26 protein-coding genes and 1 pseudogene are annotated in these 26,154 nt (G+C 72.3%); 17 read left to right on the forward strand and 10 right to left on the reverse strand.

Annotation, left to right across the window (positions count from 1 at the left end; all coding sequences use genetic code 11):
• Positions 1–7 precede the first annotated feature (7 nt).
• The 4 genes from F8279_RS15960 to F8279_RS15975 form a co-directional block, all read right to left on the reverse strand.
• The gene (locus tag F8279_RS15960) at positions 8–994 is read right to left on the reverse strand and encodes an aldo/keto reductase (protein WP_091414717.1); all 987 of its coding nucleotides are present in this window, start codon (positions 992–994) and stop codon (positions 8–10) included.
• A 63-nt stretch (positions 995–1,057) separates the two neighbouring features.
• A complete protein-coding gene (sepH, locus tag F8279_RS15965) occupies positions 1,058–2,146 on the reverse strand; it encodes a septation protein SepH (RefSeq protein WP_091414719.1) in 1,089 nt (362 codons plus the stop codon).
• A 191-nt stretch (positions 2,147–2,337) separates the two neighbouring features.
• Positions 2,338–3,465, reverse strand: coding sequence for a phosphoserine transaminase (serC, locus tag F8279_RS15970; protein WP_151500372.1), 1,128 nt, complete (start codon positions 3,463–3,465; stop codon positions 2,338–2,340).
• 251 nt (positions 3,466–3,716) lie between these two features.
• A complete protein-coding gene (locus F8279_RS15975) occupies positions 3,717–4,823 on the reverse strand; it encodes a citrate synthase 2 (RefSeq protein WP_091414723.1) in 1,107 nt (368 codons plus the stop codon).
• Between the two features lie 273 nt (positions 4,824–5,096).
• Between F8279_RS15975 and pdxH the strand changes: the two genes are divergently transcribed.
• The 7 genes from pdxH to F8279_RS16010 all read left to right on the forward strand — a co-directional run bounded on the left by pdxH (position 5,097) and on the right by F8279_RS16010 (position 11,006).
• Positions 5,097–5,726, forward strand: coding sequence for a pyridoxamine 5'-phosphate oxidase (gene pdxH, locus F8279_RS15980; protein WP_192580706.1), 630 nt, complete (start codon positions 5,097–5,099; stop codon positions 5,724–5,726).
• Positions 5,723–7,015 (forward strand): MFS transporter, encoded by a 1,293-nt coding sequence (locus tag F8279_RS15985; RefSeq protein ID WP_091414727.1) that lies wholly within the window; start codon positions 5,723–5,725, stop codon positions 7,013–7,015. The genes pdxH and F8279_RS15985 overlap by 4 nt, the downstream gene beginning before the upstream one ends.
• A 16-nt stretch (positions 7,016–7,031) precedes the next feature.
• Positions 7,032–7,958, forward strand: coding sequence for an aldose 1-epimerase family protein (locus tag F8279_RS15990; protein WP_151500374.1), 927 nt, complete (start codon positions 7,032–7,034; stop codon positions 7,956–7,958).
• Between the two features lie 2 nt (positions 7,959–7,960).
• Complete coding sequence (locus tag F8279_RS15995; protein ID WP_151500375.1) at positions 7,961–8,563, forward strand: nitroreductase family protein; 603 nt, start codon at positions 7,961–7,963, stop codon at positions 8,561–8,563.
• A gap of 53 nt (positions 8,564–8,616) precedes the next feature.
• Positions 8,617–8,922: a type II toxin-antitoxin system VapB family antitoxin gene (locus tag F8279_RS16000; protein WP_013283726.1), complete on the forward strand. Its 306-nt coding sequence runs from the start codon at positions 8,617–8,619 to the stop codon at positions 8,920–8,922.
• 31 nt (positions 8,923–8,953) lie between these two features.
• Positions 8,954–10,114: an acyl-CoA dehydrogenase family protein gene (locus F8279_RS16005; protein ID WP_151500376.1), complete on the forward strand. Its 1,161-nt coding sequence runs from the start codon at positions 8,954–8,956 to the stop codon at positions 10,112–10,114.
• A gap of 115 nt (positions 10,115–10,229) precedes the next feature.
• The gene (locus F8279_RS16010) at positions 10,230–11,006 is read left to right on the forward strand and encodes a DUF4230 domain-containing protein (protein WP_091414737.1); all 777 of its coding nucleotides are present in this window, start codon (positions 10,230–10,232) and stop codon (positions 11,004–11,006) included.
• Between the two features lie 119 nt (positions 11,007–11,125).
• On the opposite strand, the gene F8279_RS16015 is transcribed toward F8279_RS16010, so the two are convergent.
• A complete protein-coding gene (locus F8279_RS16015) occupies positions 11,126–11,329 on the reverse strand; it encodes a PspC domain-containing protein (protein WP_013473752.1) in 204 nt (67 codons plus the stop codon).
• Positions 11,330–12,094: 765 nt separating this feature from the next.
• Between F8279_RS16015 and F8279_RS16020 the strand changes: the two genes are divergently transcribed.
• The 6 genes from F8279_RS16020 to F8279_RS16045 all read left to right on the forward strand — a co-directional run bounded on the left by F8279_RS16020 (position 12,095) and on the right by F8279_RS16045 (position 20,844).
• Positions 12,095–13,465: an L-serine ammonia-lyase gene (locus F8279_RS16020; RefSeq protein ID WP_151500377.1), complete on the forward strand. Its 1,371-nt coding sequence runs from the start codon at positions 12,095–12,097 to the stop codon at positions 13,463–13,465.
• Positions 13,466–13,529: 64 nt separating this feature from the next.
• The gene (locus F8279_RS16025) at positions 13,530–14,357 is read left to right on the forward strand and encodes an ABC transporter permease (protein WP_091414741.1); all 828 of its coding nucleotides are present in this window, start codon (positions 13,530–13,532) and stop codon (positions 14,355–14,357) included.
• Positions 14,358–15,101 (forward strand): ABC transporter ATP-binding protein, encoded by a 744-nt coding sequence (locus F8279_RS16030; RefSeq protein WP_030503547.1) that lies wholly within the window; start codon positions 14,358–14,360, stop codon positions 15,099–15,101.
• Between the two features lie 146 nt (positions 15,102–15,247).
• A complete protein-coding gene (locus tag F8279_RS16035) occupies positions 15,248–17,173 on the forward strand; it encodes a DUF5941 domain-containing protein (RefSeq protein WP_091416144.1) in 1,926 nt (641 codons plus the stop codon).
• 16 nt (positions 17,174–17,189) lie between these two features.
• Positions 17,190–19,373: a bifunctional glycosyltransferase family 2 protein/CDP-glycerol:glycerophosphate glycerophosphotransferase gene (locus F8279_RS16040; protein ID WP_151500378.1), complete on the forward strand. Its 2,184-nt coding sequence runs from the start codon at positions 17,190–17,192 to the stop codon at positions 19,371–19,373.
• A 157-nt stretch (positions 19,374–19,530) separates the two neighbouring features.
• Positions 19,531–20,844, forward strand: a complete 1,314-nt coding sequence (locus F8279_RS16045) for an ABC transporter ATP-binding protein (protein WP_151500382.1) — start codon at positions 19,531–19,533, stop codon at positions 20,842–20,844.
• A gap of 33 nt (positions 20,845–20,877) precedes the next feature.
• Here F8279_RS16045 and F8279_RS16050 read toward each other — a convergent pair whose 3' ends face one another.
• Both F8279_RS16050 and F8279_RS16055 read right to left on the reverse strand, forming a co-directional pair.
• Complete coding sequence (locus F8279_RS16050) at positions 20,878–21,210, reverse strand: hypothetical protein (protein WP_091414746.1); 333 nt, start codon at positions 21,208–21,210, stop codon at positions 20,878–20,880.
• On the reverse strand, positions 21,207–21,467 hold the full coding sequence (locus F8279_RS16055) for a hypothetical protein (RefSeq protein WP_091414748.1): 261 nt from the start codon (positions 21,465–21,467) through the stop codon (positions 21,207–21,209). The genes F8279_RS16050 and F8279_RS16055 overlap by 4 nt, the downstream gene beginning before the upstream one ends.
• A gap of 158 nt (positions 21,468–21,625) precedes the next feature.
• Here F8279_RS16055 and F8279_RS16060 point away from each other — a divergent pair, with 158 nt between their 5' ends.
• From F8279_RS16060 to F8279_RS16070, 3 genes are read left to right on the forward strand one after another with little or no spacing between them, the layout of a single operon-like run.
• The gene (locus F8279_RS16060; protein WP_091414750.1) at positions 21,626–22,426 is read left to right on the forward strand and encodes a helix-turn-helix transcriptional regulator; all 801 of its coding nucleotides are present in this window, start codon (positions 21,626–21,628) and stop codon (positions 22,424–22,426) included.
• Positions 22,417–22,605 carry a DUF397 domain-containing protein gene (locus F8279_RS16065; protein ID WP_030503540.1) on the forward strand — a complete coding sequence of 63 codons (189 nt, stop codon included), beginning with the start codon at positions 22,417–22,419 and terminating at the stop codon, positions 22,603–22,605. The genes F8279_RS16060 and F8279_RS16065 overlap by 10 nt, the downstream gene beginning before the upstream one ends.
• Positions 22,602–23,513, forward strand: a complete 912-nt coding sequence (locus F8279_RS16070; protein ID WP_091414752.1) for an aminoglycoside phosphotransferase family protein — start codon at positions 22,602–22,604, stop codon at positions 23,511–23,513. The genes F8279_RS16065 and F8279_RS16070 overlap by 4 nt, the downstream gene beginning before the upstream one ends.
• A gap of 12 nt (positions 23,514–23,525) precedes the next feature.
• On the opposite strand, the gene F8279_RS30305 is transcribed toward F8279_RS16070, so the two are convergent.
• Positions 23,526–23,909, reverse strand: coding sequence for a nuclear transport factor 2 family protein (locus F8279_RS30305; RefSeq protein WP_175438639.1), 384 nt, complete (start codon positions 23,907–23,909; stop codon positions 23,526–23,528).
• A 21-nt stretch (positions 23,910–23,930) separates the two neighbouring features.
• Positions 23,931–24,641 (reverse strand): annotated as a pseudogene (locus F8279_RS30310) (hypothetical protein); the annotation flags it as partial.
• Between F8279_RS30310 and F8279_RS16080 the strand changes: the two are divergent.
• Entirely contained in the window at positions 24,640–25,596 is a 957-nt protein-coding gene (locus F8279_RS16080; protein ID WP_151500379.1) for a sulfotransferase, read from the forward strand. The pseudogene F8279_RS30310 and the gene F8279_RS16080 sit on opposite strands and share 2 nt — an antisense overlap.
• A gap of 21 nt (positions 25,597–25,617) precedes the next feature.
• Here the strand turns inward: F8279_RS16080 and F8279_RS16085 are convergent, their stop codons facing one another.
• A complete protein-coding gene (locus F8279_RS16085) occupies positions 25,618–26,142 on the reverse strand; it encodes a hypothetical protein (RefSeq protein ID WP_151500380.1) in 525 nt (174 codons plus the stop codon).
• Between the last annotated feature and the right edge of the window lie 12 nt (positions 26,143–26,154).

Below are 26,154 nucleotides of genomic sequence, written 5' to 3' on the forward strand. Positions count from 1 at the left end.
GCAGGGTTTACCAGGCCCAGGCTTCTGGGCCGGGGCCGCCGTTGCCCACCGGCGGGAACAACTCGTCGAGGCGCGTGAGGGTGGGCTCGTCGAGGTGGACGTCGAGGGCGCCCAGGTTGCGGTCGAGCTGGTCCATGGTGCGCGGACCCACGATCGGGGCGGTCACGCCCGGCCGGGACAGCAGCCACGCCAGCGCCACGTCGGCCGGGTCGTGGCCGAGGTCGGCACACAGCTTCTCGTACGCCTCGATCGTGTTCCGGTGCTCGGCCAGCGCGTCGGCCGAGCGGCCGGTGGTGCCCCGCGCCGCGCTGCCCTCGGCCATCTTGCGGATGATGCCGGAGAGCAGCCCGCCGTGCAGCGGCGACCAGGGGATGATGCCCAGGCCGTAGTGCTGGGCGGCCGGGACGACCTCCAGCTCGACGTGGCGGGTCAGCAGGTTGTAGATCGACTGTTCGGAGACGAGGCCGAGGAAGTTGCGCTTGCCGGCCGCGGCCTGCGCCTGCGCGATGTGCCAGCCGGCAAAGTTCGACGAGCCGACGTAGAGCACCTTGCCCTGGGCGACGAGCGTCTCCATCGCCTGCCAGATCTCCTCCCACGGCGTGGTCCGGGAGACGTGGTGCATCTGGTAGAGGTCGATCGTGTCGGTCTGGAGCCGGCGCAGCGAGTCCTCGCAGGCCCGGATGATGTGCCGGGCGCTCAGGCCCTGCTCGTTGGGCCACTCGCCCATCTTTCCGTACACCTTGGTGGCGAGGACGACCTTGTCGCGGCGCCCGCCGCCCTGCGCGAACCAGCGGCCGACGATCTGCTCGGTGACGCCCTCACCGAGCTTCCAGCCGTAGACGTTCGCGGTGTCGAAGAAGTTGATCCCGTGTTCGAGCGACCGGTCCATGATGGCGAAGCTGTCCGGCTCGTCGGTCTGCGGACCGAAGTTCATCGTGCCGAGGCAGAGTCGGCTCACGGACAGACCGGTGCGTCCCAGGTTCGTGTACTCCATGCCTCCACCCTGGCACGCCGGCACTTCGAGTGCCTCGTCAACGAGCCAGGGTGGAGCGATGGATCAGGATGACTCGCGGGCCGCCGGGCCGGTGCCGAACAGGACGTCGTCCCAGCTCGGCAGCCGCTTGCGCGGCTTGCCACCGGCCTCGGTGGACTCGGCGCCCGCACCGCCGGTCGCCGTCGCGGGGCCGGTGCGGCGCGGTCGCAGCACGGCAAGCGAGGGTACGGCCGGGATCTCCTTCGGCGCGTCCGAGTCGTCGTCGAAGGCCGAACCCTGCCCACCACCGAGCAGCGCCGCGGCACCACCTGCGACGGCCCGCTGACGGGGCGCCTCCTGCCCGGCCAGCGCGGCCGGGGAACGGGTGTCGAGACCACGCCCGGACGTGCCGCCGAGCGGACGGTCCAGCGAGGCGAGCAGCGCGTCCCGGCCGGCGCGGATCGGGTCACGCCCCGGACGGGCGTGCTCGGATCCGGCCGGCAGGCCGTGCCCACCCCGGCTCGGCTCGCCGCGCGACGGACCGGGCAGCGCGTGGCCGCCCCGCTCCGGCGCCGGCTCCTGGCCGAGGATGGGCGTGGGCCGCTCGGCGCACAGGTATTGCGCCATGTCGTCGTGCGGGGCGACGTTCTGCCGGGTCTTGTCCAGATCCCACACCGCCTGCGCGGTGGCCTTGCCGGACGGCCAGGTCGCGATGATCCGCCAGGTGCCGTCGTCGCGGCGGTAGGCGTCCCACGAGATCTTCTCGGTGTCGATGCCGTGCTGGGCCAGCCGGCCGTTGACGACCTCGGCCAGCGGGGTCGGCTTCTCCGCGCCCTTGAGCCGGGTGCGGCGGGCGTGCTGGGCGAGCATGGCCCGCTCCTGGAGCACCGGGCCGGCGTAGCGCAGCACCCGGTCGACTGGTACACCGGCGATGCGGGCGACGTCCTCCGCGGACTCGCCGGACCGGATCCGGGCCTGGATGTCCCGCGGGGACAGTGACGGCGTCGGGTCGGTGGCGCTCGGCACCACCGCGAGCGGCGGGGCGCCCGGCTCGGCGTGCAGCGCCGACGCGATCCGCTCGTCGATGGGCAGCGCCAGCAGGCGCCCCACCTCGTCGGCGAGCACCAGGGCCTGGCCGTCCTCGGAGAGGGCGACGAAGCGTACTGGGCGCATGGGCTTGCCTCCGTCCCGCTTCGCTGGCCGTCACGCCACGGGAGCCGGCCACCCGGGCGTCTCGCACCACCGTACGCTCATCTACCCGGCGATGGGGACTGCGACACCCCGGCATGTCGTGACTGAGCTGCGGTAACGATCACGGTGGGTGGCCGCCGGAGCCCCGACGGCCACGCACCGTGACGGAGTGATCAGAGTCGCTCGACCACGTAGTCGATGGACGCGGTGAGCGCCTCGACGTCGGCCGGCTCGACGGCCGGGAACAGCGCCACCCGAAGCTGGTTGCGGCCCAGCTTGCGGTACGGCTCGGTGTCGACGATGCCGTTGGCGCGCAGCGCCTTGGCGATCGCCGTCGCGTCCACTTCGTCGGCGAAGTCGACGGTGGCGACCACGTTGGACCGCAACGCCGGGTCCGACACGAACGGCGTGGCGAACGACGAGCGCTCGGCCCAGCCGTACACGATGCCGGCGCTCTCGGCGGTGCGCTTGGCCGCCCAGGCCAGCCCGCCCTGCGAGTTCATCCAGTCGGTCTGCTCCGCGGCCAGGAAGATGGTCGCCAGCGCCGGGGTGTTGTACGTCTGCTCCAGCCGCGAGTTGTCGATCGCGGTGACCAGGTCGAGGAAGGCCGGAATGTAGCGGCCCGACTCCTTGACCTCGGTGGCCCGGGCCAGCGCGGCCGGTGACATCAGGGCTAGCCAGAGCCCGCCGTCGGAGCCGAAGCACTTCTGCGGGGCGAAGTAGTAGACGTCGGTCTGGGCGACGTCCACGTCCAGCCCGCCCGCGCCGGAGGTGGCGTCGACCAGCAGCAGCGAGCCCTCGTCGGCGCCCGCGACCCGGCTGATCGGCACCGCGACACCGGTGGAGGTCTCGTTGTGCGGGGTGGCGTAGACGTCCACGCCGGCCTCGGCCACGAGCGACGGGGCGCTGCCCGCGTCGGACTTGCGGACGGTCGGTTCACCGAGGAACGGCGCGTCGGAGACCGACTTGGCGAACTTGGCGCCGAACTCGCCGAAGCTGGCGAACTGGGCCCGGTCGCGGATCAGGCCGAACGTGGCGACCTCCCAGAACGCGGTGGTGCCGCCGTTGCCGAGCACCACCTCGTACCCCTCGGGCAGGGAGAAGAACTCGGCCAGGCCGCGGCGCAGCCGGGCCACCTGGTCGCGGACCGTCTTCTGCCGGTGCGACGTGCCCAGGTAGCTGGTGGCGACGTCGGCGAGGGCGGAGACCGCGGCCGGACGGACCTTGGACGGGCCGCAGCCGAATCGTCCGTCGGCGGGCCTGATCTCGTCGGGAATCCGGATGGTCGGTGCGTCAGCCACGGTCTTGAAGATCCTTCCGCATGGGCGAGAGGTGAGCTGGCAGGCGCGGACGATGTCCTGCCGCGTGGCGGCGGGCGGCGTCCGAGCCCGTTCCGGCGACACTGCCACGGCCATCCTCGCACCTGCCCGGGCACGTCCGGCGGGCTGTCCCACCCCGGTCGGTGAGGCGTCCGCCACACGCCTGGCGTGCCGGCCCCGGAAATGCCGGAGCCCCGCTCCACCGGCAGGGGAACGGGGCTCCGGGCGAGACGTCAGACGCCGTGCGGGATGGCGTCCCAACCCTCGACCTGCTGCGGCTTGCGCGGGGCGTGGCCGACGTACGTGGCCGACGGCCGGACCAGCCGCTGGAGCTTCTTCTGCTCCAGGATGTGCGCCGACCAGCCGCCCATCCGGGCGCAGGTGAACATCGAGGTGAACATGTGCGCCGGCACCTCGGCGAAGTCCAGCACCACGGCCGACCAGAACTCGACGTTGGTGGCGAGGACGCGGTCCGGGCGGCGGGCCTGGAGCTCGGCCAGCGCGGCCTTCTCCAGCGCCTCGGCGACCTCGAAGCGCGGCGCGCCCAGCTCTTTGGCGGTACGCCGCAGCACGCGGGCGCGCGGGTCCTCGGCCCGGTAGACCCGGTGGCCGAAGCCCATCAGGCGCTCGCCCCGGTCGAGGACGCCCTTGACGTACCCGTCGGCGTCGCCGCTGCGCTCGACCGCCTCCAGCATGCTGAGCACCCGGGACGGGGCGCCGCCGTGCAGCGGGCCGGAGAGCGCGCCGATGCCGGACGAGATGCAGGCCGCGGCGTCCGCGCCGGTGGAGGCGACGATCCGGGCGGTGAAGGTGGAGGCGTTCAGGCCGTGCTCGGCGGCCGAGATGAAGTACGCGTCGACGGCCTTGACGTGCCGCGGGTCGGGCTCACCCCGCCAGCGCTTCATGAACCGCTCGACGATGGTCTCCGCCTTGTCGATCTCCTTCTGCGGCACGGCCGGCAGGCCCAGGCCGCGCGCCGACTGGGCGACGAAGGACAGCGCGGTGACCGACACCCGGGCCAGGTCCTCGCGGGCCTGCTCGTCGGAGATGTCGAGGAGCTGGCTGAGCCCCCAGTACGGGGCCAGCATGGCGACCGCGGACTGCACGTCGACGCGGATGTCACCGGAGTGCACCGGCACCGGGAACGGCTCGGCCGGCGGCAGGCCCGGGCCGAACCGGCCGTCCACCAGCAGTGCCCAGACGTTGCCGAACGAGACCTGGCCGATCAGGTCCTCGATGTCCACGCCCCGGTAGCGCAGTGATCCCCCCGCGCGGTCGGGTTCGGCGATCTCGGTCTCGAAGGCTACGACGCCCTCCAGGCCCGGTTTGAAATCGGACATGTCGACTCCTGGCTTCGGCTCGGCGCGCCCGGGCGGGCTGATCGAGCCCCGCAGCTCAGGCGACCCTTCAGGGATGTGGTTCGTGACATCTTGCCCGGTGGGTAACGCGCTGCGCGACCCACAGCCACTGTGCGCCACGCGACATCCCCGCCGGTGGACCCCCGTTCGGGAAGGAGAAGACTGGGTACCGGGGCCTGGCCAGCGTCGGGGGACGCCGGCACGCCCGGGAGAGGGACTACCACAGTGACAGGCGACACACCCGCCCCGGCCGGTATGCGTAACGAGTACGCCGCCGACCTGGGCCTGACCGAGACGGACCTGGCACCGGACTGGCACACCCAGTTCGCCCGCTGGTTCGCGGACGCGGTGGCCCATCCGCTGCCGGAGCCGAACGCGATGGTGCTCGGCACGGCCGACGCCGAGGGCCGGCCCAGTGGGCGCACCGTGCTGCTCAAGGGGTACGGCCCGGACGGCTTCGTCTTCTACACCAACCACGGGTCGCGCAAGGGCACCGAGGTGACCGGCAACCCGTGGGCCAGCCTGGTGTTCCCCTGGTTCCCGATGCAGCGGCAGGTGATCGTGACGGGCCGGGTCGAGCAGGTGGACCGCGCCGAGACCGAGGCGTACTTCGCCAGCCGGCCGCGCGGCTCGCAGCTCGGGGCGTGGGCCAGCGCCCAGTCGACAGTGGTGCCGGACCGGACCGCGCTCGACGCGGCGTACCGGGCGGCTGCCGAGCGGTTCGCCGACGTGGACCCGATCCCCGCGCCGCCGTACTGGGGCGGGTTCCGGGTCCGTCCGGAGACCGTCGAGTTCTGGCAGGGCCGGGCCAGCCGGCTGCACGACCGGCTGCGTTTCCGGCGTACCGGAGACGGGGTCTTCGTCGTCGAGCGGCTCGCGCCGTGACCGACGTCACTTCGGACCGGCGGCGGGGGGCGCGCCGCTGGGCGATCGACCTGCGTCCGCTGCGCGTGCCCGCGTACCGGCGCGTCTGGACCGGCAACGCGATCGCCATGTTCGGTTTCCAGTTCACCGCCGTGGCGGTGCCGGTGGAGATGTTCGACCTGACCGGCGGCTCGTTGTGGGTCGGTCTGCTCGGCATCGCCGGCTTCGTACCGCTGCTGATCTTCGGGCTGTGGGGCGGCGCGGTCGCCGACGCCCGGGACCGCCGTCGGGTGCTGCTCGTCGGCGGCTGCGTGCTCTGGGCCTCGACGCTCGGGCTGCTGGTGCAGTCGCTGGCCGGAGCGCGCAGCCCGCTGCTGCTCCTACTGCTCGTCGGCCTCCAGTCGACGGCCTTCGCGATCACCTCGCCGGCCCGCAGCGCGATCCTGCCCCGGCTCGTGCCGGCCGAGCTGGTCCCGGCGGCCACGACGCTGAACTTCACCACGTTCACCGCCGCCGCCGTCTTCGGCCCGCTCGCCGCCGGGCTGATCTTCGCCGCCTGGCAGGTCGGGGTGGCGCTGCCCATCGCGTACGCGGCGGACGCGCTGCTGTTCACCGCGTCGCTCTGGGCCACGCTGCGGCTGCCCGCGATGCCGCCCGCGCCGGACCCGGACGGCGGCGTACGCAAGGCCGGGTTCGCCAGCATCATCGACGGCTTCCGCTATCTGGCGACCACGCGGGTCCTGCTGCTCTCCTTCGCCATCGACCTGATCGCGATGATCCTGGCCATGCCGCGGGCGCTGTTCCCGGAGCTGGCGCAGGAACGCTTCGGCGGCGCCTCGGCGGTGGGCTGGCTCTACAGCTCCATCGCCATCGGCGCGATGCTCGGCGGCCTGACCTCGGGCTGGATCGGCCGGGTGCGCCGCCAGGGCCTCGCGCTCACCGTGGCGGTGGTCGGCTGGGGCGTGGCGATCGCGCTCGCCGGGCTGGCCGGGCAGTTGTGGGTCGCGGTGGTGCTGCTGGGCGTCGCCGGCGCCGCCGACCTGGTCAGCGCCACGCTGCGCCAGTCGATGCTGCTGGTGTACGCGCCGGACCGGATGCGTGGCCGCCTCCAGGGCGTGAACACGGTGGTGGTGGCCGGCGGCCCGCGTCTGGGCGACCTGCGCGCCGGTGCGATGGCCGCCGGTTTCGGCACCGGCTTCGCCATGGTCGGTGGCGGTCTGGCCGCCGCCGTACTCGCGGTGTTGCTGGTGGTGGCGTTCCCGGCGCTGCTGCGCTATCGCTCGACCACCCCCGCCGAGGAGCGCCGCTGACGGTAGGGTCGCCGACATGGGGATCGACGCGCAGCCACCGTCCGGTACACAGTGGACCATCGCGGCCGACGGCCACGAGGCCGTCGTGGTCGAGGTGGGCGGCGGGCTGCGGGCCTACCGATACGACGGCGTGGACCACCTCGACGGGTACGCCGAGGACGAGGTCTGCCCCGGCTCGGCCGGGCAGGTGCTGGCACCCTGGCCGAACCGGATCCGGGACGGCGTCTACACGGTCGGGGAGCGGTCGTTGCAGCTCGACCTCACCGAGCCGGAGCGGCACAACGCCCTGCACGGCCTGGTGAACTGGGTGCGGTGGCAGCCGATCGAGCAGTCGGCGGACAGCGTGACCATCGGCTACGACCTGCCGCCGAGCCCCGGCTACCCGTGGGCGCTGCGGCTGCGGGCCCGGTGGAGCGTCGGCCCGGACGGCCTGCGGGCCGAGCACGAGGCGACGAACCTCTCCGACGAGCCGTCGCCGTTCGGCTTCTCCGTACACCCCTATCTGCAACTGCCCAAGGTCGGCGTGGACGAGCTGCGGCTGCACCTGCCGGCCCGGCGCCGGGTGCTGGTGGACAGCCGCCTGCTGCCGGTCGCCGCCGCGGACGTGACCGGCTCCGAGTTCGACTTCACCAGCCCGCGCCCGATCGGCGACCTGGTCCTCGACACCGCGTTCGGTGACGTCGAGCGGGACGCCGACGGCGGCTCGGCGGTGGTGCTGAGCGCGCCGGACGGCTCGTCCGGGCTGCGGATCTGGGCGGACCGCGAGTTCGGCTGGTGGCAGGTGTTCACCGGTGACACCCTCGGCGGGGAGCGGCACCGCCGGTCCGTGGCGGTGGAGCCGATGACCTGCCCGCCCGACGCGTTCCGCTCCGGCAAGGATCTGATCATGCTGGAGCCGGGGCAGACCTGGCGGGGCGCCTGGGGCGTCCGCCCGGAGGTCTGAGCGTGGAGTTCGCCGAGGTCGTCCGGCGCCGCCGGATGGTGCGCAACTACGACCCCGACCGGCCGGTGCCGCCGGAGGTGGTGGACCGGCTGCTGGACCACGCCGTCCGGGCCCCGTCGGCCGGGTTCTCGCAGGGCTGGGGCTTCCTGGTGCTGGAGGAACCCGAGGACCGGGAACGGTTCTGGACCGCGACCACGCCGGATGGCGGCGGCCGGGAGCGCTGGCTGGCCGGTATGCGCCGGGCCCCGCTGATCGTGGTGCCGCACGCCAACCGCGACGCCTACCTGGACCGCTACGCCGAGGCCGACAAGGGCTGGTCGGACCGCGCCGAGGACCGCTGGCCGGTGCCCTACTGGTACGTGGACACCGGTTTCGCGGCGCTGCTGATGCTGCTCACCGCCGTGGACGAGGGCCTCGGCGCCTGCTTCTTCGGGATCCCGCCGCAGCGCATCGGGGCGTACCGGGAGGCGTTCGGGGTACCGCCGGAACTGCACCCGATCGGCGCAATCACAATAGGTTACCGAGCCGTCGACCACCGGTCACCGTCGCTGCGCCGGGGGCGGCGTCCGGTGCAGGATGTGGTGCGGCGGGGACGGTGGACCTGAGCGGTTAGGCTGACATCCACATTGTCAGCCTGGCCTGGGGAGGAGAGCACGCCGTGATCTTCAGGGCGGTCCGGGACGGGCGTCCCTACCCGGAGCACAACCTCACGCTGAAGCAGTGGGCCGAGATCCCGCCGCGCCCGCTGCGGCTTGACCAGCTCATCACCACCAAGCGCGAACTCGCGCTGGACAAGCTGCTCGCGGAGGACTCCACCTTCTACGGCGACCTCTTTCCGCACGTCGTGCAGTGGAACGGCGGCCTCTACCTGGAGGACGGCCTGCACCGTGCGCTGCGCGCGGCGCTCCAGCAGCGCAACCAGATCCACGCGCGGGTGCTCGTGCTCGGTGACCAGGGCGAGTGACGCCTCACTGAGTCTTGGTTAAGGTGACGCCATGACTCCTCTCGACCTGCTCGACATCGATGCGTCGCTCAGCGAGGAGGAGCGGCAGATCCGCGCCGTCGTGCGCCGGCTCGTGACCGACCGGGTACGCCCGCACGTCGCCGGCTGGTACGAGGACGGCGAGGTGCCGGCCCGGGAACTGGCCCGCGAGTTCGGCAAGCTCGGCCTGCTCGGCATGCACCTGACCGGGTACGGCTGCGCCGGCTCATCGGCCGTCGCGTACGGGCTGGCCTGTCTGGAACTGGAGGCCGGCGACTCCGGTGTCCGGTCGCTGGTCTCGGTGCAGGGATCGCTGGCCATGTACGCCATCTGGCGCTTCGGCAGCGAGGAGCAGAAGCAGCGCTGGCTGCCCGCGATGGCGGCCGGCGAGGCGATCGGCTGTTTCGGGCTCACCGAGCCGGACCACGGCTCCGATCCGGGGTCGATGGCCACCCGGGCCCGCCGCGACGGCGACGACTGGATCCTGAACGGCAGCAAGCTGTGGATCACCAACGCGCCGATCGCCGACGTGGGCGTGATCTGGGCGCGTACCGACGAAGGGGTGCGCGGTTTCGCCGTACCCATGGACACGCCGGGGGTGACGGCGCGCGAGATCCGGCACAAGATGTCGCTGCGCGCGTCCCTGACCGGCGAGATCGCGCTCGACGACGTCCGGCTGCCGGCTGACGCGCGACTGCCCGAGGCGATCGGGCTCAAGGCGCCGCTGGGGTGCCTGACCGAGGCCCGGCACGGCATCGTCTGGGGCGCGCTCGGCGCGGCCCGCGACTGCCTGGAGACGGCCCTGGAGTACGCGACCACGCGCACCCAGTTCGGCCGCCCGCTCGCCGGTTTCCAGCTCACCCAGGCCAAGCTCGCCGACATGGCGGTGGAGTGGAACAAGGGGATGCTGCTCGCGCTGCACCTCGGCCGCCTCGCCGACGCCGGCTCGCTGCGGCCCCACCAGGTGAGCGTGGGCAAGCTGAACAACGTCCGCGAGGCGCTCGCCATCGCCCGGCAGTGCCGCACGATCCTCGGCGCCAACGGCGTCTCGGGGGAGTACCCGGTGATGCGGCACGCCAACAACCTGGAGAGCGTGCTCACCTACGAGGGCACCTCGGAGATCCACCAGCTCGTCATCGGCCAGCGGCTGACCGGCGTGTCCGCGTTCGCCTGACCTGCTGTTTCACCCGATCGGGTCGCTCGGCGCGCGACTGTCGCACGGTGGCCGTACCGTCATTGTCAGTCGATGTGTCGGACGAGGACTCTGTCGGACGAGGACGGTGAGGGCGATGGCCCGCGACGGTGACATCAACGAGCCCACCCGGGAGTTCCCGGACTACCCCACCAGCGAGTCCCTTCGCGACCGGGCGGAGGGCACGCCCGACCACGACCGCGAGTACGCCCCGGGCGCCCCGGCGTCGGGCGGCGGCCCGGTGCGCGGCCTGCTCTGGGTGCTCGGCGCGGCGGCGCTGGCGGTGGTGGTGCTGCTCGGCGTGCAGGCCACCGGTCTGCTGCCCGACTTCCGCAACCCGTTCGCCAAGGAGCAGACCGACCGCAGCCAGCCGCCGTTGCTCAAGTCGATCCGTGACCTGAGCCGCTACGTCGCCGCCGAGGGCAACTTCCAGGTGGTGGTCGACGTGCAGAACGACAGGCGCAACGTGCCCGACTTCCTGCTCAACGAGCGCACGCTGTTCGTCGGGGCGGGCCGCGTCGAGGCGTACGTCGACTTCGCGAAGATCGCCGACGGTGCCGTCGTCGTCTCCGAGGACGGCAAGTCCGCCGAGATCAAGCTGCCCGCGCCGCAGCTCGGCGAGACCGACCTGGACATGGACAAGAGCTACGTGTTCGCCGAGCAGCGCGGCCTGATCAACCGGCTCAACGACCTGGTGGCCGGCGACCCCAACCGGCAGCAGCAGATCTATAAGCTCGCCGAGGACCGGATCACCGCCGCCGCCCGGGACAGCGGGCTCACCGCCCGGGCCCAGGAGAACACCCGCAAGATGCTCGAAGGGCTGCTGCGGTCCCTCGGGTACGAGAAGGTGACTGTCACCTACACGGCTCCCTGACCTTCGTGCTCTGACCCTCTGCTCTGACGTCGCGCGCCCGCCCCCGGTGTTCCGGGGCGGGCGCGTCGCGTGTGTGCGGGTGTCCCGGCTCGCGTACCGGTGTCCCGGCTCGTGTCGCGTCAGCGGGTGGCGAGGTAGCGGTCCTCGTTCGGCATCAGGATCCACAGGATCAGGTAGATGATCACCTGCGTGCCGGGCAGCAGCAGCGACAGCAGGAACAGCAGCCGGACCATCCCGGCCGACATGCCGAACCGCTGCCCCAGGCCGGCGCAGACACCGGCGATCATGCGCCCCTGGCGGGGCCGGACCAGTTTGCGACTCATCGTCGTCTCCCACTTCTGCGGCGATCCGCCGCGCTGATTCCACGGTAGAAAGGGGTACGCGCCGCGCCCTCAGCCCCGAGGATGATCGGCGACCCGGGCACCCGTAGGTGCTTACCCCGGACCCGCCCCACCGACGCGCCCGCTGTGCTGTCCGCGAAGACTCCCCATGCCGTCACACAATCGCCCTCCACGGTCACTCCCTTGTTCGGCCGCCCCACCCAGCCCCTCACCCCTGTTCCTCGCGATCTTGCACTTGCGGCCCCCGTTGTGCCCGATTCGCACCCTTGTTGGGGGCCGCAACTGCAAGATCGCGGGAGTTGGCGGTTGCGTGGGTACGGGCCCGTTCGGCGAGTGCCTGCCGCGCCGAGCGCGCCTTCCGCCTCGCGGGACATGTGTTCCGTTGAGTGGGATCGGTGGAGATCTTGGTAGGAAAGGGCCCCTATGAGGGCCGTTTGGTACCAAGATCTCGCCGGGGTGCCGGGTGCTCCGTGTGGCGCGCGGCGATCTTGGAGTTGTGGCAGTTCACGGATGCCGCAAACCCGCTCATTCTGGGTGCCACAACTCCAAGATCGACGGGGGAGTGGGCGGACCGCGCGCCGGGGTCGGGCATGTGGCGGAGTGTGGGCGGGTATTCACCGGGGCGAGGTAGGCTCGCCGGTCGGGCGCCCACACCCCGGGCGCCGGCCGTCTACCCGCCCGGCGGGCGCGGCACCCACGCACCGGCTCGGATCCGCACAACGGGGACGACGGCGAGGAAAGCAGCCAATGATCAGTGTTTTCGATCTTTTCAGCGTCGGTATCGGGCCGTCCAGCTCGCACACCGTCGGGCCGATGCGGGCCTCCCGTACGTTCGTGGCGGGCCTGAAGGCCGACGGGCAGCTCGCCGACGTGGCGCGGGTACGGGCGGAGCTGTTCGGCTCGCTCGGCGCGACCGGTCACGGGCACGGCAGTGACCGGGCGGTGCTGCTGGGGCTGGAGGGCGAGGTCCCGGAGACCGTCGACACCGACTCGGTGGGGCCGCGTGTGGAGCGGATCCGCACCCAGCGGCGGCTCGACCTGTTCGGCAGCCAGGGGATCGACTTCGACCCGGACACGGATCTGGTGCTGCATCGCCGGCGCTCGCTGCCGTACCACCCGAACGGGATGACGTTCGCGGCGTACGACGCGGCCGGGAACGAGGTGCGGACGCGCACGTACTACTCGGTCGGCGGCGGGTTCGTGGTCGACGAGGCGGCGGCCGGGGCGGACCGGATCAAGGCGGACACCACCCGGGTACGGCACCCGTTCCTGACCGGCGCGGAGCTGCTCGAGGTCACCACCGAGACCGGCCTGTCGATCAGCGAGGTGATGCTCGCCAACGAGCTGTCCTGGCGCAGCGAGGCGGACGTACGCGCGGGGCTGCTGGAGATCTGGCGGGTGATGCGTGAGTGCGTGGAGAGCGGCTGCACCCGCGACGGCGTACTCCCGGGTGGGTTGAAGGTCCGGCGGCGCGCGGCCGAGATGCGGCGCAGCCTGGAGGCGGAGACCGGCAGCCAGGATCCGCTGCGCGCGATGGACTGGGTGACGCTGTTCGCGCTGGCGGTCAACGAGGAGAACGCGGCCGGCGGGCGGGTGGTCACCGCGCCGACGAACGGCGCCGCCGGGATCATCCCGGCCGTGCTGCACTACTACACCCGGTTCGTGCCCGGCGCATCCGAGGAGGGCGTGGTCCGGTTCCTGCTGGCCGCGGGTGCGATCGGCGTGCTGTTCAAGGAGAACGCGTCGATCTCCGGGGCCGAGGTCGGCTGCCAGGGCGAGGTGGGTTCGGCGTGTTCGATGGCGGCGGCCGGGCTGGCCGAGGCGCTCGGCGGTACGCCGGAGCAGGTGGAGAACGCCGCCGAGATCGGCATGGAGCACAATCTGGGGCTGACCTGCGACCCGGTGGGTGGCCTGGTGCAGATCCCGTGCATCGAGCGCAACGCGGTGGCGAGCATCAAGGCGATCACGGCGGCCCGGCTGGCGTTGCGCGGTGACGGGGTGCACCACGTGTCGCTGGACAAGGTCATCAAGACCATGCGGGAGACCGGCGCGGACATGAAGGTCAAGTACAAGGAGACCGCGCGGGGCGGGCTCGCCGTCAACGTGATCGAGTGCTGACTCCGTTGGGGTGACCCGGCGCGGACGGCCGTCGCGCCGGCACGGAAGGCGCGACCATGGTGCGGTGACGTCAGGCGTCGCGGCGCTCTGGTCCGCCCGCACCTCGCTGCGCATCCTGGTCCGCCGGGATCTCGCGGTGAAGTACCAGCAGTCGGTGCTGGGCTACTTCTGGTCGCTGATCGAGCCGCTCGGCATGGGCCTGATCTACTGGTTCGTCTTCGGCGTGCTCTACTCCGGCGCGACCCGGCGGCATCTGGGCGAGGCGGCCGGCTCGTACCCGCTGTTCCTCATCACCGGGATCTTCGCCTGGATGTGGGCGAGTTCGGCGCTGACCGAGGCGGCGAACGCGCTGACCGGGCAGTCCCGGCTGATCACCACGATGAACCTGCCCCGGCCGATCTTCCCCATCGGGCGGGTCACCGGCCGGTTCGCCGAGTACCTGGCCGGGCTGCCGATCCTGGTCGCCGTCGCGGCGATCTACGCGAGCCACGGCAGGATCCGCCCCGGCTGGAGTCTGCTGGCCCTGCCGCTCGCCGTCGCGGTGCAGTTCGTGCTGCTTGTGGGCCTGGCGCTGCTGCTGTCGGCGGGCAACGTGCTGATGCGCGACATCGAGCGCACCATGCGGCTGGTCATCCGGCTGCTGTTCTACGCGACGCCGATCATCTACCCGCTCGACCTGGTGCGGGAGTCGGGCATGCCGGGCTGGCTCAAGATCGGGTACGAGCTGAACCCGCTGGTCGGGATCTTCCAGCTCCACCATGCGGTCTGGTATCCGGACGAGTTCCCCGACGCCCGGCTGCTCACGATCACGGTGTCCGGCAGCGTGCTGGTGCTGGCGCTCGGCTGGTGGGCGTTCCACCGCCTCGAACCGGCAGTGTTGAAGGAACTCTGAATGGCCCCGATCATCGAGGCGGACGGGCTGGGCATCCGGTTCGTCCGCAACCGGCGCCGCCAACTGCGGCTACGGGAGCTGATCGTGCACCGGGGCGCCCGCGATCCGGATGCGGGCCGGTTCTGGCCGTTGCGCGACCTGTCGTTCCGGATCGAGCCGGGCGAGACGGTGGGCGTGGTGGGGCGCAACGGCACCGGCAAGAGCACGCTGCTGCGGCTGATCGCCGGTGTGCTCATCCCGGATGAGGGTTCGATCCGGGTGCACGGCCGGGTGGCACCGCTGCTCGAACTGTCCGCCGGGTTCTCCGGCGACCTGACCGGCCGGGAGAACCTGTACCTGGTGGGCGGGCTGCACGGGCTGTCGTCGGCGTACCTGCGGGAACACTTCGACGAGATCGTCTCGTTCGCCGGTGAGCAGGTGGAACGCGCCATCGACACGTCGGTGCGGCACTACTCGTCGGGGATGAAGGTGCGGCTGGGCTTCGCGGTGATCGCGCACCTGCCGCATCCGGTGCTGTTGGTGGACGAGGTGACAGCGGTCGGGGACGCGGAGTTCCGTGCGAAGTGCTATGCGACCATCGAGCGACTTCTCGCGGAAGGGCGCACGCTGGTGCTGGTGTCACACAACGACAAGGACCTCACCCGGTTCTGCCGTCGGGGGCTCTACCTCGACGCCGGACGGCTGATCGTCGACGGGACGATCGACGAGGCGCTGGCCGCCTACGCCGACGCGGCGAAGCGGTGACGCTCGCGATCGTGCTCGCCGCCGAACCGGCGGCGGGCCGGCTCACCGAGCCGCCGAGCCACCTGGTCGAGCCGAGCCGTCCGAGCGAATCGGGCCGCCCGGACGAGCCGGCGGGCCGACTCAAAGAGGAATCGCTCGCCGAGCGCCTGGCCGCGCAGTGGCGCCGCGCCGGGGCGGACGACGTGCGCATCGCCGCCGACCTGACCGAACTGGCCGACCTGGTGGCCGCCGCGACCGGCCCGGTGCTGGTGAGCGGCGCGGATCTGGTGGCGCACACGGCCGTACTCCGGCATCTCGCGACCAGCCCGGTGGGGCCGACGGTCGCGCTGGTGCTCACCGACCCGCCCGCTCCTGGCCAGGCCACGGTGCGCGAGGAGCGCGGGCAGGTGGTCGAGGTCGGCGCCGCCGACCCGAGCGGCGTCTTCGGTGGCGCACTGCGGGTGGGCGCGGCCGACCGGCCGGCGCTCGCCGACGCCGCCCGCCGTGCCGCGGGCGGCGCACCAGGCGCGGCCTCCGCGCCGGACGCGCGCCTGGCCGATGTGGCGTCCGCGCCGGCCGCGCCCGGCGCCGCCGAGGGCGGGCCGCTGGGCGCGGTGGACCGGCTCGTGGCCGACCTCGCCGCGCGCGGCACGCTGATCTTCGCCCAGCGGGTACGTCTGCTCGTGGCGCACCGGGTCGGCGACGAGGCGCAGCGGGAGGCGGGCGAGGCGGCGGTGGCCGCTGTCGACGAGGACCGGGCCGAGCTGAAGCTGTCGGTGAAGGAGCGGGACGACTTCTTCACCACGTTCTTCGTCAGCACGTGGTCCCCGTACGTCACGAAGGCGGCGGCCCGGATCGGGATCGGCCCGACCGGGGTCACCATGGTCTCGGTCGCGTTCGCGGTGGGCGCGGCGGTGCTGTTCGGCGCCGGTGGACGGCCCGCGCTGGTGGCCGGCGCGGTCCTGCTCTACCTGGGTTTCGTGCTGGACTGCGTGGACGGGCAGTTGGCGCGCTACACCCGGCACTTCAGCGCCTGGGGCGGCTGGCTGGACACGATGGCCGACCGGTTCAAGGAGTACGTGGTCTACGCCGGTCTCGGTTTCGGGGCCACGCATGCCGGGTTCCGGTACGGCTGGGCGCTGGCGCTCGCGGCGATGACGTTGCAGACCGTGCGGCACATGACCGACACCTGGTACGGCGCGCTGCACGACGAGGCGGCCCGGCGGCCGAAGGTGGTGACCGCTGACGCGGGCGGCATCGGCGGGAAGCTGAACGCCGCGTCGACCCGGGTGCAGGCGGACACCGGCTCGGTGTCGTACTGGCTGAAGCGCACTGTGGTGTTCCCGATCGGTGAGCGGTGGGCGTTGATCGCGATTGCCGCCGCGCTGTTCGGGCCGCTGGTGGCGCTGGTCGCGGTGCTGGTCTGGGGTGCGCTGGCGTTCGCGTACACCGGGGGGTTGCGGACCCTGCGGGCGCGGTGGATGCGGGTGCCGGTGCTGACCACTGTGGACGCGGGGCTGCACCGCGACGACGGCCTGCTGGCGCGGACGCTGCCGACCGCGCGGCGGCCGCTGCTGCTGGCGGTGCTCGGCGCGCTCGGCGCGGCGGGGACGCTGGTGTGGGCGCTGCTCGCGGTGCGCGGCGGCGGCGACCTGCCGGTCTGGGTGCCGGTGCTCGCGCTGGTGCTGCTGCTGGGCGCCGCGCAGGCTTCGCGGGCACCGCACGACGGCTCGCTGGACTGGCTGGTGCCGGCCGCGTTGCGGGCGGCCGAGTACCTGTTCGCCATCGCGGTCGGGGTGGCGGGCCGGGCACCGGCCTGGCTGATCTTCGGGTACGTGCTGGTGCTCACGCTGCTGCACTACGACCTGACCGCCCGGCTGGAGAAGCGGCAGGCGGCGCCGCCGCTGCACGCCGTCACGCTGGGCTGGCCGGGGCGTTCGCTGCTGCTGGCAATCGGGCTGATTGCCGGATATGCGAGTTACGCTCTGGCTACACTCGGTGCGTACCTTCTCGTGGTTTTTGTCGCGAGCGTGGTCCTCGCCTGGGTGGTCCTGCCGGCCCGCGCCCGTGGGGGTGTGCGCTCGCCGGGCTGACGGAGGGCGGGCCGGGGTGACCTTGATCAGCTTCGTCGTACCGGCCTTCAAGGTGCAGGGCTACCTGCGGGAATGCCTCGACTCGATCCTCGACCAGCCGTTGCGCGACATCGAGGTGATCGGTGTCGACGACGCCTCCCCGGACGACAGCGGCGAGATCCTGGCCGAGTACGCGCTGCGCGACCCCCGGGTCCGCCCGGTGCGCCTCGCCGAGAACGTCGGGCTCGGTCCGGCCCGCAACATCGGGCTGGATCGGGCCGTCGGCGAGTACGTGTGGTTCGTCGACGGGGACGACTGGCTGGTGCCCGGCTGCCTGCCGCACGTCGCGGACCGGCTCCGCGACACCGCGCCGGACGTGCTGATCGTCGACCACGTCCGGGCGCACTGGAACAACATCGGCACCCGCAGCGCGATGCGCGACGTGTTCCCGGTGCCGCCCGGTGCGGCGACGTTCGCGCTGCGGGACCGGCCGGAGACGCTGAAGCTGCTGCACACCGCGTGGAACCGGGTGGTGCGCCGGGAGTTCCTGATCGAGCGCGGGCTGCGCTTCGAGCCGGGCTGGTACGAGGACGTCTCGTTCAGCTATCCGGCGCTGATGGCGGCCGGGCGGATCGGCGTACTCGATCGGATCTGCCTGAACTACCGGCAACGCCGGACCGGCGCGATCACGAAGACCCGGGGGGACCGGCACTTCGAGGTCTTCGCGCAGTGGCACCGGGTGTTCGGGCTGATGGACCGCTGGAGGGTGACCGGGCTGCGGCCGGCGGTCTTCGAGCGGATGATCTGGCACTACCTCACGGTGCTCGGCAACGGCGACCGGATCGCGCCCGAGCTGCGGGCGCCGTTCTTCGCCCAGATGCACGCCGACTACGTGCGGTTCCTGCCACCCGAGGGCTATCCGGTCCCGCCAGGCTCGGAAGGGCTCAAGCACCGGCTGGTGGCGGCCGGGCGCTGGCGGACGTTCAGCGCGTTGCGCGAGGCGCACCAGGCGGGGGAGACGGCCCGGCGGACCGCCCGGCGGGCCCGGCGGCGGGTGACGCCAGTGGTGCGGCGTACCGCCCGGCGGGCCCGTGACCTGGCGCTGGGCGAGTACTACCGGGCCGAGCTGCACCGGCCGGTCGATCCGACGCTCGCCGTGTACGCGGCCTACTGGTACCGGGGTTACTCGTGCAACCCGGCGGCGATCTACGAGGCGGCCCGCCGGCTCGCGCCGCAGGTGCGCGGCGTGTGGATCGTCCGCCGCGACCGGGTGGCCACGTTGCCGCCCGGTGTCGAGTACGTGGTGGCGGGCACCCGCGAGTACCACCGCGTCCTGGCCCGCGCCCGCTGGCTCGTCAACAACGTGAACTTCCCGGACTTCGTCCGCAAGCGCCCCGGCTCGGTGCACGTGCAGACCCACCACGGCACGCCGGTGAAGGTGATGGGCCTGGACCAGCAGCGCTACCCGGTGGGCGCGGTGGGGATGAACTTCGCCGGCCTGCTGCGCCGGGTGGACCGCTGGGACTACAGCATCACCTCGAACAGCTTCTCGACGCAGATGTGGGAGCGGGCGTACCCGGCGGACTACACCACGCTGGAGGTCGGCTACCCGCGCAACGACCGGCTGGCGCTGGCCACCGCCGAGGACCGCGGCCAGGTCCGCGCCGCGCTGGGCATCGCACCCGACGAGTACGTGGTGCTCTACGCGCCGACGCACCGGGAGCATCTGCCCGGGTGGCGGCCACCGTTCGACCCGGACCGGATGCTCGACGTCCTCGGGCCGCGGGGCCGGCTGCTGATGCGCAGTCACTACTTCCACGACCGGGAGCGGCACCCCCGGGGACCGGCGGCGGACGGCGTGCTGGACGTGAGCGCGTACGACCGGGTGGAGGACCTCTACCTGGCGGCGGACGTGCTGGTCACCGACTACTCGTCGGCGATGTTCGACTACGCGGTGCTGGACCGGCCGATAGTGGTCTACGCGCCGGACTGGGACGCCTACCGGGTGGCCCGTGGCGTCTACCTCGACCTGCTGGCCGAGCCGCCCGGCGCGGTCGCGCTGGACTTTCCCGGGCTGCTCGACGTGTTCCGTTCCGGCGCGGTCGACGACGAGGCGGCCGAGCGGGTCCGGACGGCGTTCCGGTCGCGGTTCTGCGCCCTCGACGACGGGCACGCCGCCGAGCGCGTGGTGCGCCGCGTGTTCCTCGGCGAAACGCCGTAAAAGCGGTTACTGGGTGGTCACTTAACCGTGGAGCCCGGCGAATACTGCTTAATAGGACTGTCACGAGCTGAACATGGCACGTTTACCCGATGTGCGAATCGGATGATCCTGGTCACAGTCATTCCCGGGTTTGGGGCGAAGAACTGGGGAGGTGACGGTGGCGACCGTCGCGCTCAAGGATGTCACCAAGGTGTTCCCGGACGGAACAGTCGCGGTCGACACCATCAATCTGGACGTCAACGACGGCGAGTTCATGGTGCTGCTCGGCCCGTCGGGCTGTGGGAAATCAACAGTGCTGCGCATGGTGGCCGGGCTGGAGGACCCGTCCTCCGGCGCCATCATGCTCGGAGGTGAGCTGGCGAACGACCTGCCACCACGGGACCGGAAGATCGCCATGGTCTTCCAGGACTTCGCGCTGTATCCGCACATGACCGTCGGCGACAACATCGGCTTCCCGCTGCGGCTCTCCGGCGTCGAGCCCGTGCCGCGCGGCGAGCGGATCCAGGACGTGGCGAGCGCGCTCGGCATCGGCGACGTGCTCGGACGCAAGCCCAGCCAGCTCTCCGGCGGCCAGCGGCAGCGGGTCGCCATGGGGCGGGCGATAGTGCGCCGGCCCGGCCTGTTCCTGATGGACGAGCCGCTGTCGAACCTGGACAGCGGCCTGCGCGCCGAGCTGCGTGCGGAGATCTCCGGCCTGACCCGCGAGCTGGGCGTCACCACCATCTACGTGACCCACGACCAGGCCGAGGCGCTGACCATGGCCGACCGGGTCGCGATCATGCGCAAGGGCGTGCTCCAGGACGTGGGCACCCCCACCCAGGTGTACGGGCGGCCGGCCACCCTCTACGTCGCCGCGTTCCTCGGCAGCCCGCGGATGAACCTGCTGGAGGCGTCGGTCTACGTCCACCTCGACCGGTACGTCACGCTGAACCTCGGTGAGCAGTCGCTCTACCTGCCCTGGGACGACATCCGCAGCCGGGCGGTGGCGCACTACCACGGTGAGCGGATCGTGGTCGGCATGCGCGCCGAGGCGCTCACCCCGGTCGCCCCGGACACCGCCGGTGACGTGCTGCACGGGCGCATCCGCTACCTGGAGCACCACGGCCACGAGTCGCTCGCGTTCCTCGACATCGGCGCCACCGCGATCGTCGTGGACGAGATGGGCACCCCGGTCGAGCAGGCCGCACCGGGCCAGCGCGGCCTGCGCCGGTTCAACCAGGTGATGCAGCGGCTCACCGGCCGCGCGACGGAGCCGTCGGCCCCGGCCCCGGAGGCCGGCGGGGGCGGCGGCAACCGCACGAGCGTGCTGCCCGACCCGGGCCGCCACCACCGTCGTCCGGCGGAACTGGCGGTACGGCTCGCGCCGTACCCGCAGGTGTCGCCCGGGCACCCGCTCGCCGTGCAGGTACGGATGGACGCGCTGCACTTCTTCGACGAGCGCGGCGACCGCATCGACGTCGGCTGGCGGTGACCTGCCGGTCTCGTCCGCGGACGGGCGGACGGATCATCCGCGGATGATCGGCCGCCGGTGCGGGCCCCAGGCGACGAAGCGGGCGAACATGTCGGCGGGGGCGGGCGCGTCGTCCGGGTTCAGCCGGTAGAGGTCGCGCGTCGCCTCGTAGAACAGCCCGCACAGGTAGATGGCCAGGCCGATCTGGTTGTCCTCGTACTCCGTCTTGAGCAGCAGCCGGGCCATCGGGCACGGCCACGGCCGGCCGCAGGCCCGGCAGCACCACATCGGACGCAGCGGCGTGTGCGGGGTGGCGTGCAGCGGGTACGGCCGGGGGCGGTCCGGCGTGGGCCCGTCCGGCGGCTGCCCGAGCTGGTGGCTGATCACTGGCGCTCCTCGTGGTGGTCGTCTCTCGGGAGCTGCTCCGGGTGACCGCCGTTGGTTCCGCGCTGCTGCGGGGCGGACCAGCGGCCGCCGTTGGCCCGCCACTGCTGGGCCGGGGTGAGGTTGCCGACCCGGCCGGAGCCCATCGTCGGCAGTGGACGCGTCGGCTGCCGCATCCACTCCGGCAGGTTGTCGCCCCGTACCCGGTGGGGCAGTGTCGGTGCCGACGCACCCCGGCAGCGGAACCAGCGCAGTCGCACGGCGCAACTCCTCTCGGTAGCGGGAACCGGACGAATTCGGCTCCACTGCGTGACAGTCTCGTCACCGCGCCGCTAGGGTCGGAAGGCGTTCCACCCCCACCTTCCTGGCCGTCCTACCGGCCGTCTTTCCGTGTGCAGCCGTGTGCAGAGGTGTGCAGATGATCCGTGTGCCGTTGTGGGACCTGTTCGCCGGTGAGCTGCGCCGGTTGCGTACCGATGCCGGGCTGACCCAGGAGGCGTTGGGCGAGCGGGTGAGCTATTCGGCCTCGCTGGTGGCGGCCGTCGAGCAGTGCCGTCGCGCGCCGCGCGCCGAGTTCACCGAGCGCTGCGACGAGGTGCTGAACGGCGGCGGCCTGCTGGTGCGGATCCGTGATGCGCTGATGCAGGAGGCGCTGATGCCGTGGTTCCGCGAGTGGGTGAGCATCGAGCAGGAAGCGACGGCGTTACGCAGTTACGAGCCACTGGTGGTGCCCGGATTGCTGCAGACCGAGGGGTACGCCCGCGCGCTCTACGAAGGGGCCGCGCAGTTCGTCGGCGAGGCTGTCGAACAGCAGGTGGCCGCCCGGTTGGCCCGGCAGGCGGTGCTGGACGGCCCGACGCCGCCGCAGTTCGTGGTGGTGCTCGACCACGCGGTGCTGGCTCGCCCGGTCGGTGGGCCGAAGGTGATGCGGGAGCAGTTGGAGCACCTGATCGAGATGGCGCGGCGGCCCCGGGTGCACCTGCACCTGGTGCCGGAGACGGTCGGCGCCTATCCGGGGCTCAACGGTGCTTTCGTGCTCGCGACCCCGGCCGACGGCGACGATCTGGGCTATCTGGATAACCCGTTGCACGGCACAATCGTGGAGCGCACGGTGGACGTGAACTCACTGCGTCAGACGTGGGAGTCCATTCGCGCGGAGGCGATGCCGCACGGGGCGACTCTGGCGGCGATCACGGAGGCGGCGAAGCGATGGAGTTGACCGGCGCGATCTGGCGCAAGAGCACCCGCAGCAGCGGTAACGGCGGCAATTGCGTCGAGGTGGCGGACAACCTGCCCGGCGTGGTGGGGGTGCGGGACAGCAAGGACCGGCAGGGGCCCGCGCTGACGTTCACGCCGTCGAGCTGGGCGGCGTTCGTCGCGTACACCAAACGGGCGTGAGTGCCGTACCGGATCTCGGTCCCCCGCCACGGCGCATCGCCGTCGACGTGGAGCAGGTGCGTCGCCTGGTCGCCGACCAGTTCCCGCACCTGGCCGGCCTCCGGATCGAGCCGGTCGCCAACGGCGGGTGGGACAACTGGACCTTCCACCTCGGCCCCGAGCTGCTGGTGCGCCTGCCCAGCGCTGCCGAGTACGCCCTGGCTGTCGACAAGGAACACCTGTGGCTCCCGGCCCTCGCCGCTCGGCTGCCGCTACCCGTCCCCGCGCCGCTGGCGAAGGGCGAGCCGGGTGCGGGCTACCCGTATCCGTGGTCGATCTACCGCTGGCTCGACGGCGAGACCTCCCGGCCGGACCGAATCGCCGACCCGGTGCGCTTCGCGCTCGACCTGGCCGACTTTCTCGCGGCCCTGCAAGGCGTCGACGCCACCGGCGGGCCGCAGCCGGGTATCCACAACTGGTTCCGGGGCGGCACTCTGCGCACGTACGACACGAAGGTCGAGCGTGCGCTCGCGGCGCTGGGCGGCCACGTCGACGGCGAACTGGTCCGCGAGATCTGGGCGCGGGCCCTCGACTCCCGCTGGGACGGGGTGGACCGCTGGTTCCACGGCGACATCGCCTCGGGAAACCTTCTGCTCGCGCACGGCCGGCTGGCGGCCGTCATCGACTTCGGGACGTGCGGCGTCGGTGACCCGGCCTGCGACCTGGCGATCGCCTGGACGTTGCTGACCGCCGAGGGCCGGGAGGCGTTTCGCGAGCGGCTGTCGGTGGATGACGCGACGTGGGCGCGCGGACGCGGCTGGGCCCTCTGGAAGACCCTTTCCACCTACTCCCGCACCTTCGACGACCCCGAGGACGCGGAGGAGTCGGCCGAGGCGCAACGCATTCTCGGGGAGATATTCGCCGAATAGGCGGCCGGTCTCTCACTCGGCGGCGGTGGTCGGCTTCTCCGGCGCGAACGGCCACTCCTCGAACGACAGGCACCGGCCGTCCTCGGCGAAGCGCATGATCCACAGATCGCGCCACTCCTGGTGGACGGGGTCGCCGTACCGGACCTGCACCCGGGCCACGGCGGTGTCGCCGTCGACAGCGACCACCTCCGCTGTCATCTCGAACGTTTCGTGGGGTCCGTCGCGCTCGCTCTCCCACATGCGGGTGATGGCGGGGAGGCCGACGACCGGGTCCCGGTACGGCCCCTGCTGGTAGCTCGCGTCGGACGTGAACATCGTGCCGAGCGCCGCCGTTCCCGGTGTGCGCCACGCCTGCTCGTACGCCGCGATCCAGGCGGCCACCCGTTTCCGGTCCATGGTTCCCAGCCTGCCATCCGCGCGTGCCCGGGTCTCCCAGATCGGCTGCGCGGGGTCGTCGTTGTGCACGACGACGTCGGCGTGCTCGACCGGGCGCGCCGTGGCGAAGTAGAGCCGCTGGGCAGGGAGGTATCGCTCGCGCCAGCGCCGTTCGACGTCCGCGCGCGGCGACACCTGACGCTCACGGATCACGGCACGATCCACTGTCATGTCGAGCGCGGTCGAGACGAAGACGCGCAGCTCCCAGCGGTCGGCCAGTTCCGGGCGCAGGAGGAAGACACCGTCGACGATCAGCACGGCGTCCGCCGGGGCGGTCGCGGGCGGTGGGGACAGCACCGTATCCGTCGCGTGGTCGTAGACCGCGTGCCGGAAGCGTCGATCCCCGTCCGGGCCGAGCGGATCGAGCAGCACCCGCTTCAGCGCCCCGTGGTCGTGGGTGTCGACGTAGCAGCCCTCGGCCGAGAACTCGCCGCGTCGATAGCGCCGCGCCCGGGGAAAGAGGAAGTCGTCGACAGTCGCCCGGATGACGCTGCGGCCCCGCGTACGCAAAAGGGAGGCCAGCTCGTCGGCGAGCGTGGTCTTGCCGGCGGCGGGCGGCCCGTCGACGGCGACCCGGGCCGGGTGCGCCACGGTGACGGACCCGACCGCGTCGGCCAGGAGGTCGATCAGCTGATGGCGGCGGGGATAAATGGATTGCCCCTGCGCCGGGCCAGGAGTTTGACTGCCGTCCATGCCGTCCCCCTCACCGGTCTTCGTCGCGGGTACGGGCCGTTCGGGCACGTCGCGGATCGCCGACATCATCGGCCAGCATCCGCTGATCCACCGGATCCCCATGGAGACCAAGTTCCTCGTCGAACCGGGCGGCCTGCGGGACCTGGCCGACGCGCTCACCGACCGGTACGACCCCGTCGTCGGTGAGGACGCGCTGCACCGGCTGAGCGACTTCCTCACCGTACGCGTGCCCGGGCGGCGTGACGACCGTGGCAAGACCGTGCCCGAGCTGGTCGGCGAGCGGCGCTACCGGGACGCCGTACGCCGGCTCTGGCCGCAGGTGATCGCGCACGCCTTCGAGGAGCCCGTGCCCGCGGAGGGCTTCGGCGACGGCGACCGCCCGGCCGGGCCGTTCGGGCCGGCCAGCCGACGGCGGGTGGTGCCGAGGTACTTCCGCGACCGGGGCGAACTGATCGCCGTCCTGCGGGGCCTGGTCGAGACCCTGTTCGGCGGGGCGGCGGCCGACGCGGGCAAGCCGGCCTGGTGCGAGAAGACGCCGTTCAACCTCTTCGCCATGGACTTCCTGTGGGAGCTGGTCCCCGAGGCGACGATCGTGCACGTCAAGCGTCACCCGGTGGCGGTGTTCGCCTCCCACCTGGCCCAGCCGTGGGCGCCGTCCACTGTCGACGGGATGCTCGCCTACCTCGTGCCGGTCTACCACCGTTGGCTGGCCCGGAAGGACGCGGCCGATCTGACGAGCAGGCGATACGTCGAGGTGAAGGCGGAGGACCTCGCGGCCGACTGGCCCGGGCAGCGGCGGGCACTGTTCAGACGGCTCGGCGTCGAGGACACCGTCACCGCGTCGACGTTCCGGGCGGACAGGCTGGCGCACCGCGACGATCAGTTCGACGCCGGCACCCGCGCGTTCGTCGAGCGGGAACTGGGCGAGATCATCCCCGCGATGGGATACGAGTGACGGCCGCGACGGCCCCCCGGATCACGCCTTGTGGCGCAGTTCGCGGAGCACGCCGTGCCGGCGGAGCGCCCACGCCAGGCGCCGCGCGCCGGGGTGCCGGACGAACAGCACCGCCGCCCGGCGGATCAGCCCGAACCGGTTGTCGCTCACCTGGTCGTCGACCGCCCGCCAGATCAGCCCCCGTACGGCGGCGCTGTCCAGCATCGCGCGCACCTCGCGGCGTACCCGGGGGTCCTCGGCCGCGGACGTGACGGCGGTGACCAGACCGGCCCGGTCGGCGAGCGGCTCCACCGCCGCGGCGACGAGCGGCCGGCGTACGGTGTCCCGCTCCAGCAGCAGCAACACGGCCTCCCGGACCTCGGTGCTGTCGAGCCCGGACCGCAGCAGATCCAGCGCGCTCCGCTCGACCTCGCGGTCGCGGTCCGGAAGGGACAGCGCGGCCAGCAGCACTGTCACCTCGTCGAGGTCGACGAGGTGACGCAGCCCGTCTCGGAACTCCGGCAGCGCCCACGCAACCGTCAGCCCTCGCGCGAGATCGCGGTTCATGGGCCATTCGCT

It is taken from the genome of Micromonospora sp. AMSO1212t (assembly GCF_008868145.1).
GTDB classification, from domain to species: domain Bacteria; phylum Actinomycetota; class Actinomycetes; order Mycobacteriales; family Micromonosporaceae; genus Micromonospora; species Micromonospora tulbaghiae.

Excerpts from the sequence above, each read along its gene's own strand:
- F8279_RS16020 (WP_151500377.1), top strand. The coding sequence starts at position 12,095 with ATGATCAGTGTTTTCGATCTTTTCAGCGTCGGTATCGGGCCGTCCAGC.
- F8279_RS16015 (WP_013473752.1), bottom strand. The coding sequence starts at position 11,329 with ATGAGTCGCAAACTGGTCCGGCCCCGCCAGGGGCGCATGATCGCCGGT.
- F8279_RS15990 (WP_151500374.1), top strand. The coding sequence starts at position 7,032 with ATGGGGATCGACGCGCAGCCACCGTCCGGTACACAGTGGACCATCGCG.
- F8279_RS16085 (WP_151500380.1), bottom strand. The coding sequence starts at position 26,142 with ATGAACCGCGATCTCGCGCGAGGGCTGACGGTTGCGTGGGCGCTGCCG.
- F8279_RS16080 (WP_151500379.1), top strand. The coding sequence starts at position 24,640 with ATGCCGTCCCCCTCACCGGTCTTCGTCGCGGGTACGGGCCGTTCGGGC.
- F8279_RS16005 (WP_151500376.1), top strand. The coding sequence starts at position 8,954 with ATGACTCCTCTCGACCTGCTCGACATCGATGCGTCGCTCAGCGAGGAG.
- F8279_RS16060 (WP_091414750.1), top strand. The coding sequence starts at position 21,626 with ATGATCCGTGTGCCGTTGTGGGACCTGTTCGCCGGTGAGCTGCGCCGG.
- pdxH (WP_192580706.1), top strand. The coding sequence starts at position 5,097 with ATGCGTAACGAGTACGCCGCCGACCTGGGCCTGACCGAGACGGACCTG.
- F8279_RS16010 (WP_091414737.1), top strand. The coding sequence starts at position 10,230 with ATGGCCCGCGACGGTGACATCAACGAGCCCACCCGGGAGTTCCCGGAC.
- F8279_RS15960 (WP_091414717.1), bottom strand. The coding sequence starts at position 994 with ATGGAGTACACGAACCTGGGACGCACCGGTCTGTCCGTGAGCCGACTC.
- F8279_RS16065 (WP_030503540.1), top strand. The coding sequence starts at position 22,417 with ATGGAGTTGACCGGCGCGATCTGGCGCAAGAGCACCCGCAGCAGCGGT.
- F8279_RS30305 (WP_175438639.1), bottom strand. The coding sequence starts at position 23,909 with ATGGACCGGAAACGGGTGGCCGCCTGGATCGCGGCGTACGAGCAGGCG.
- sepH (WP_091414719.1), bottom strand. The coding sequence starts at position 2,146 with ATGCGCCCAGTACGCTTCGTCGCCCTCTCCGAGGACGGCCAGGCCCTG.
- F8279_RS16030 (WP_030503547.1), top strand. The coding sequence starts at position 14,358 with ATGGCCCCGATCATCGAGGCGGACGGGCTGGGCATCCGGTTCGTCCGC.
- F8279_RS15975 (WP_091414723.1), bottom strand. The coding sequence starts at position 4,823 with ATGTCCGATTTCAAACCGGGCCTGGAGGGCGTCGTAGCCTTCGAGACC.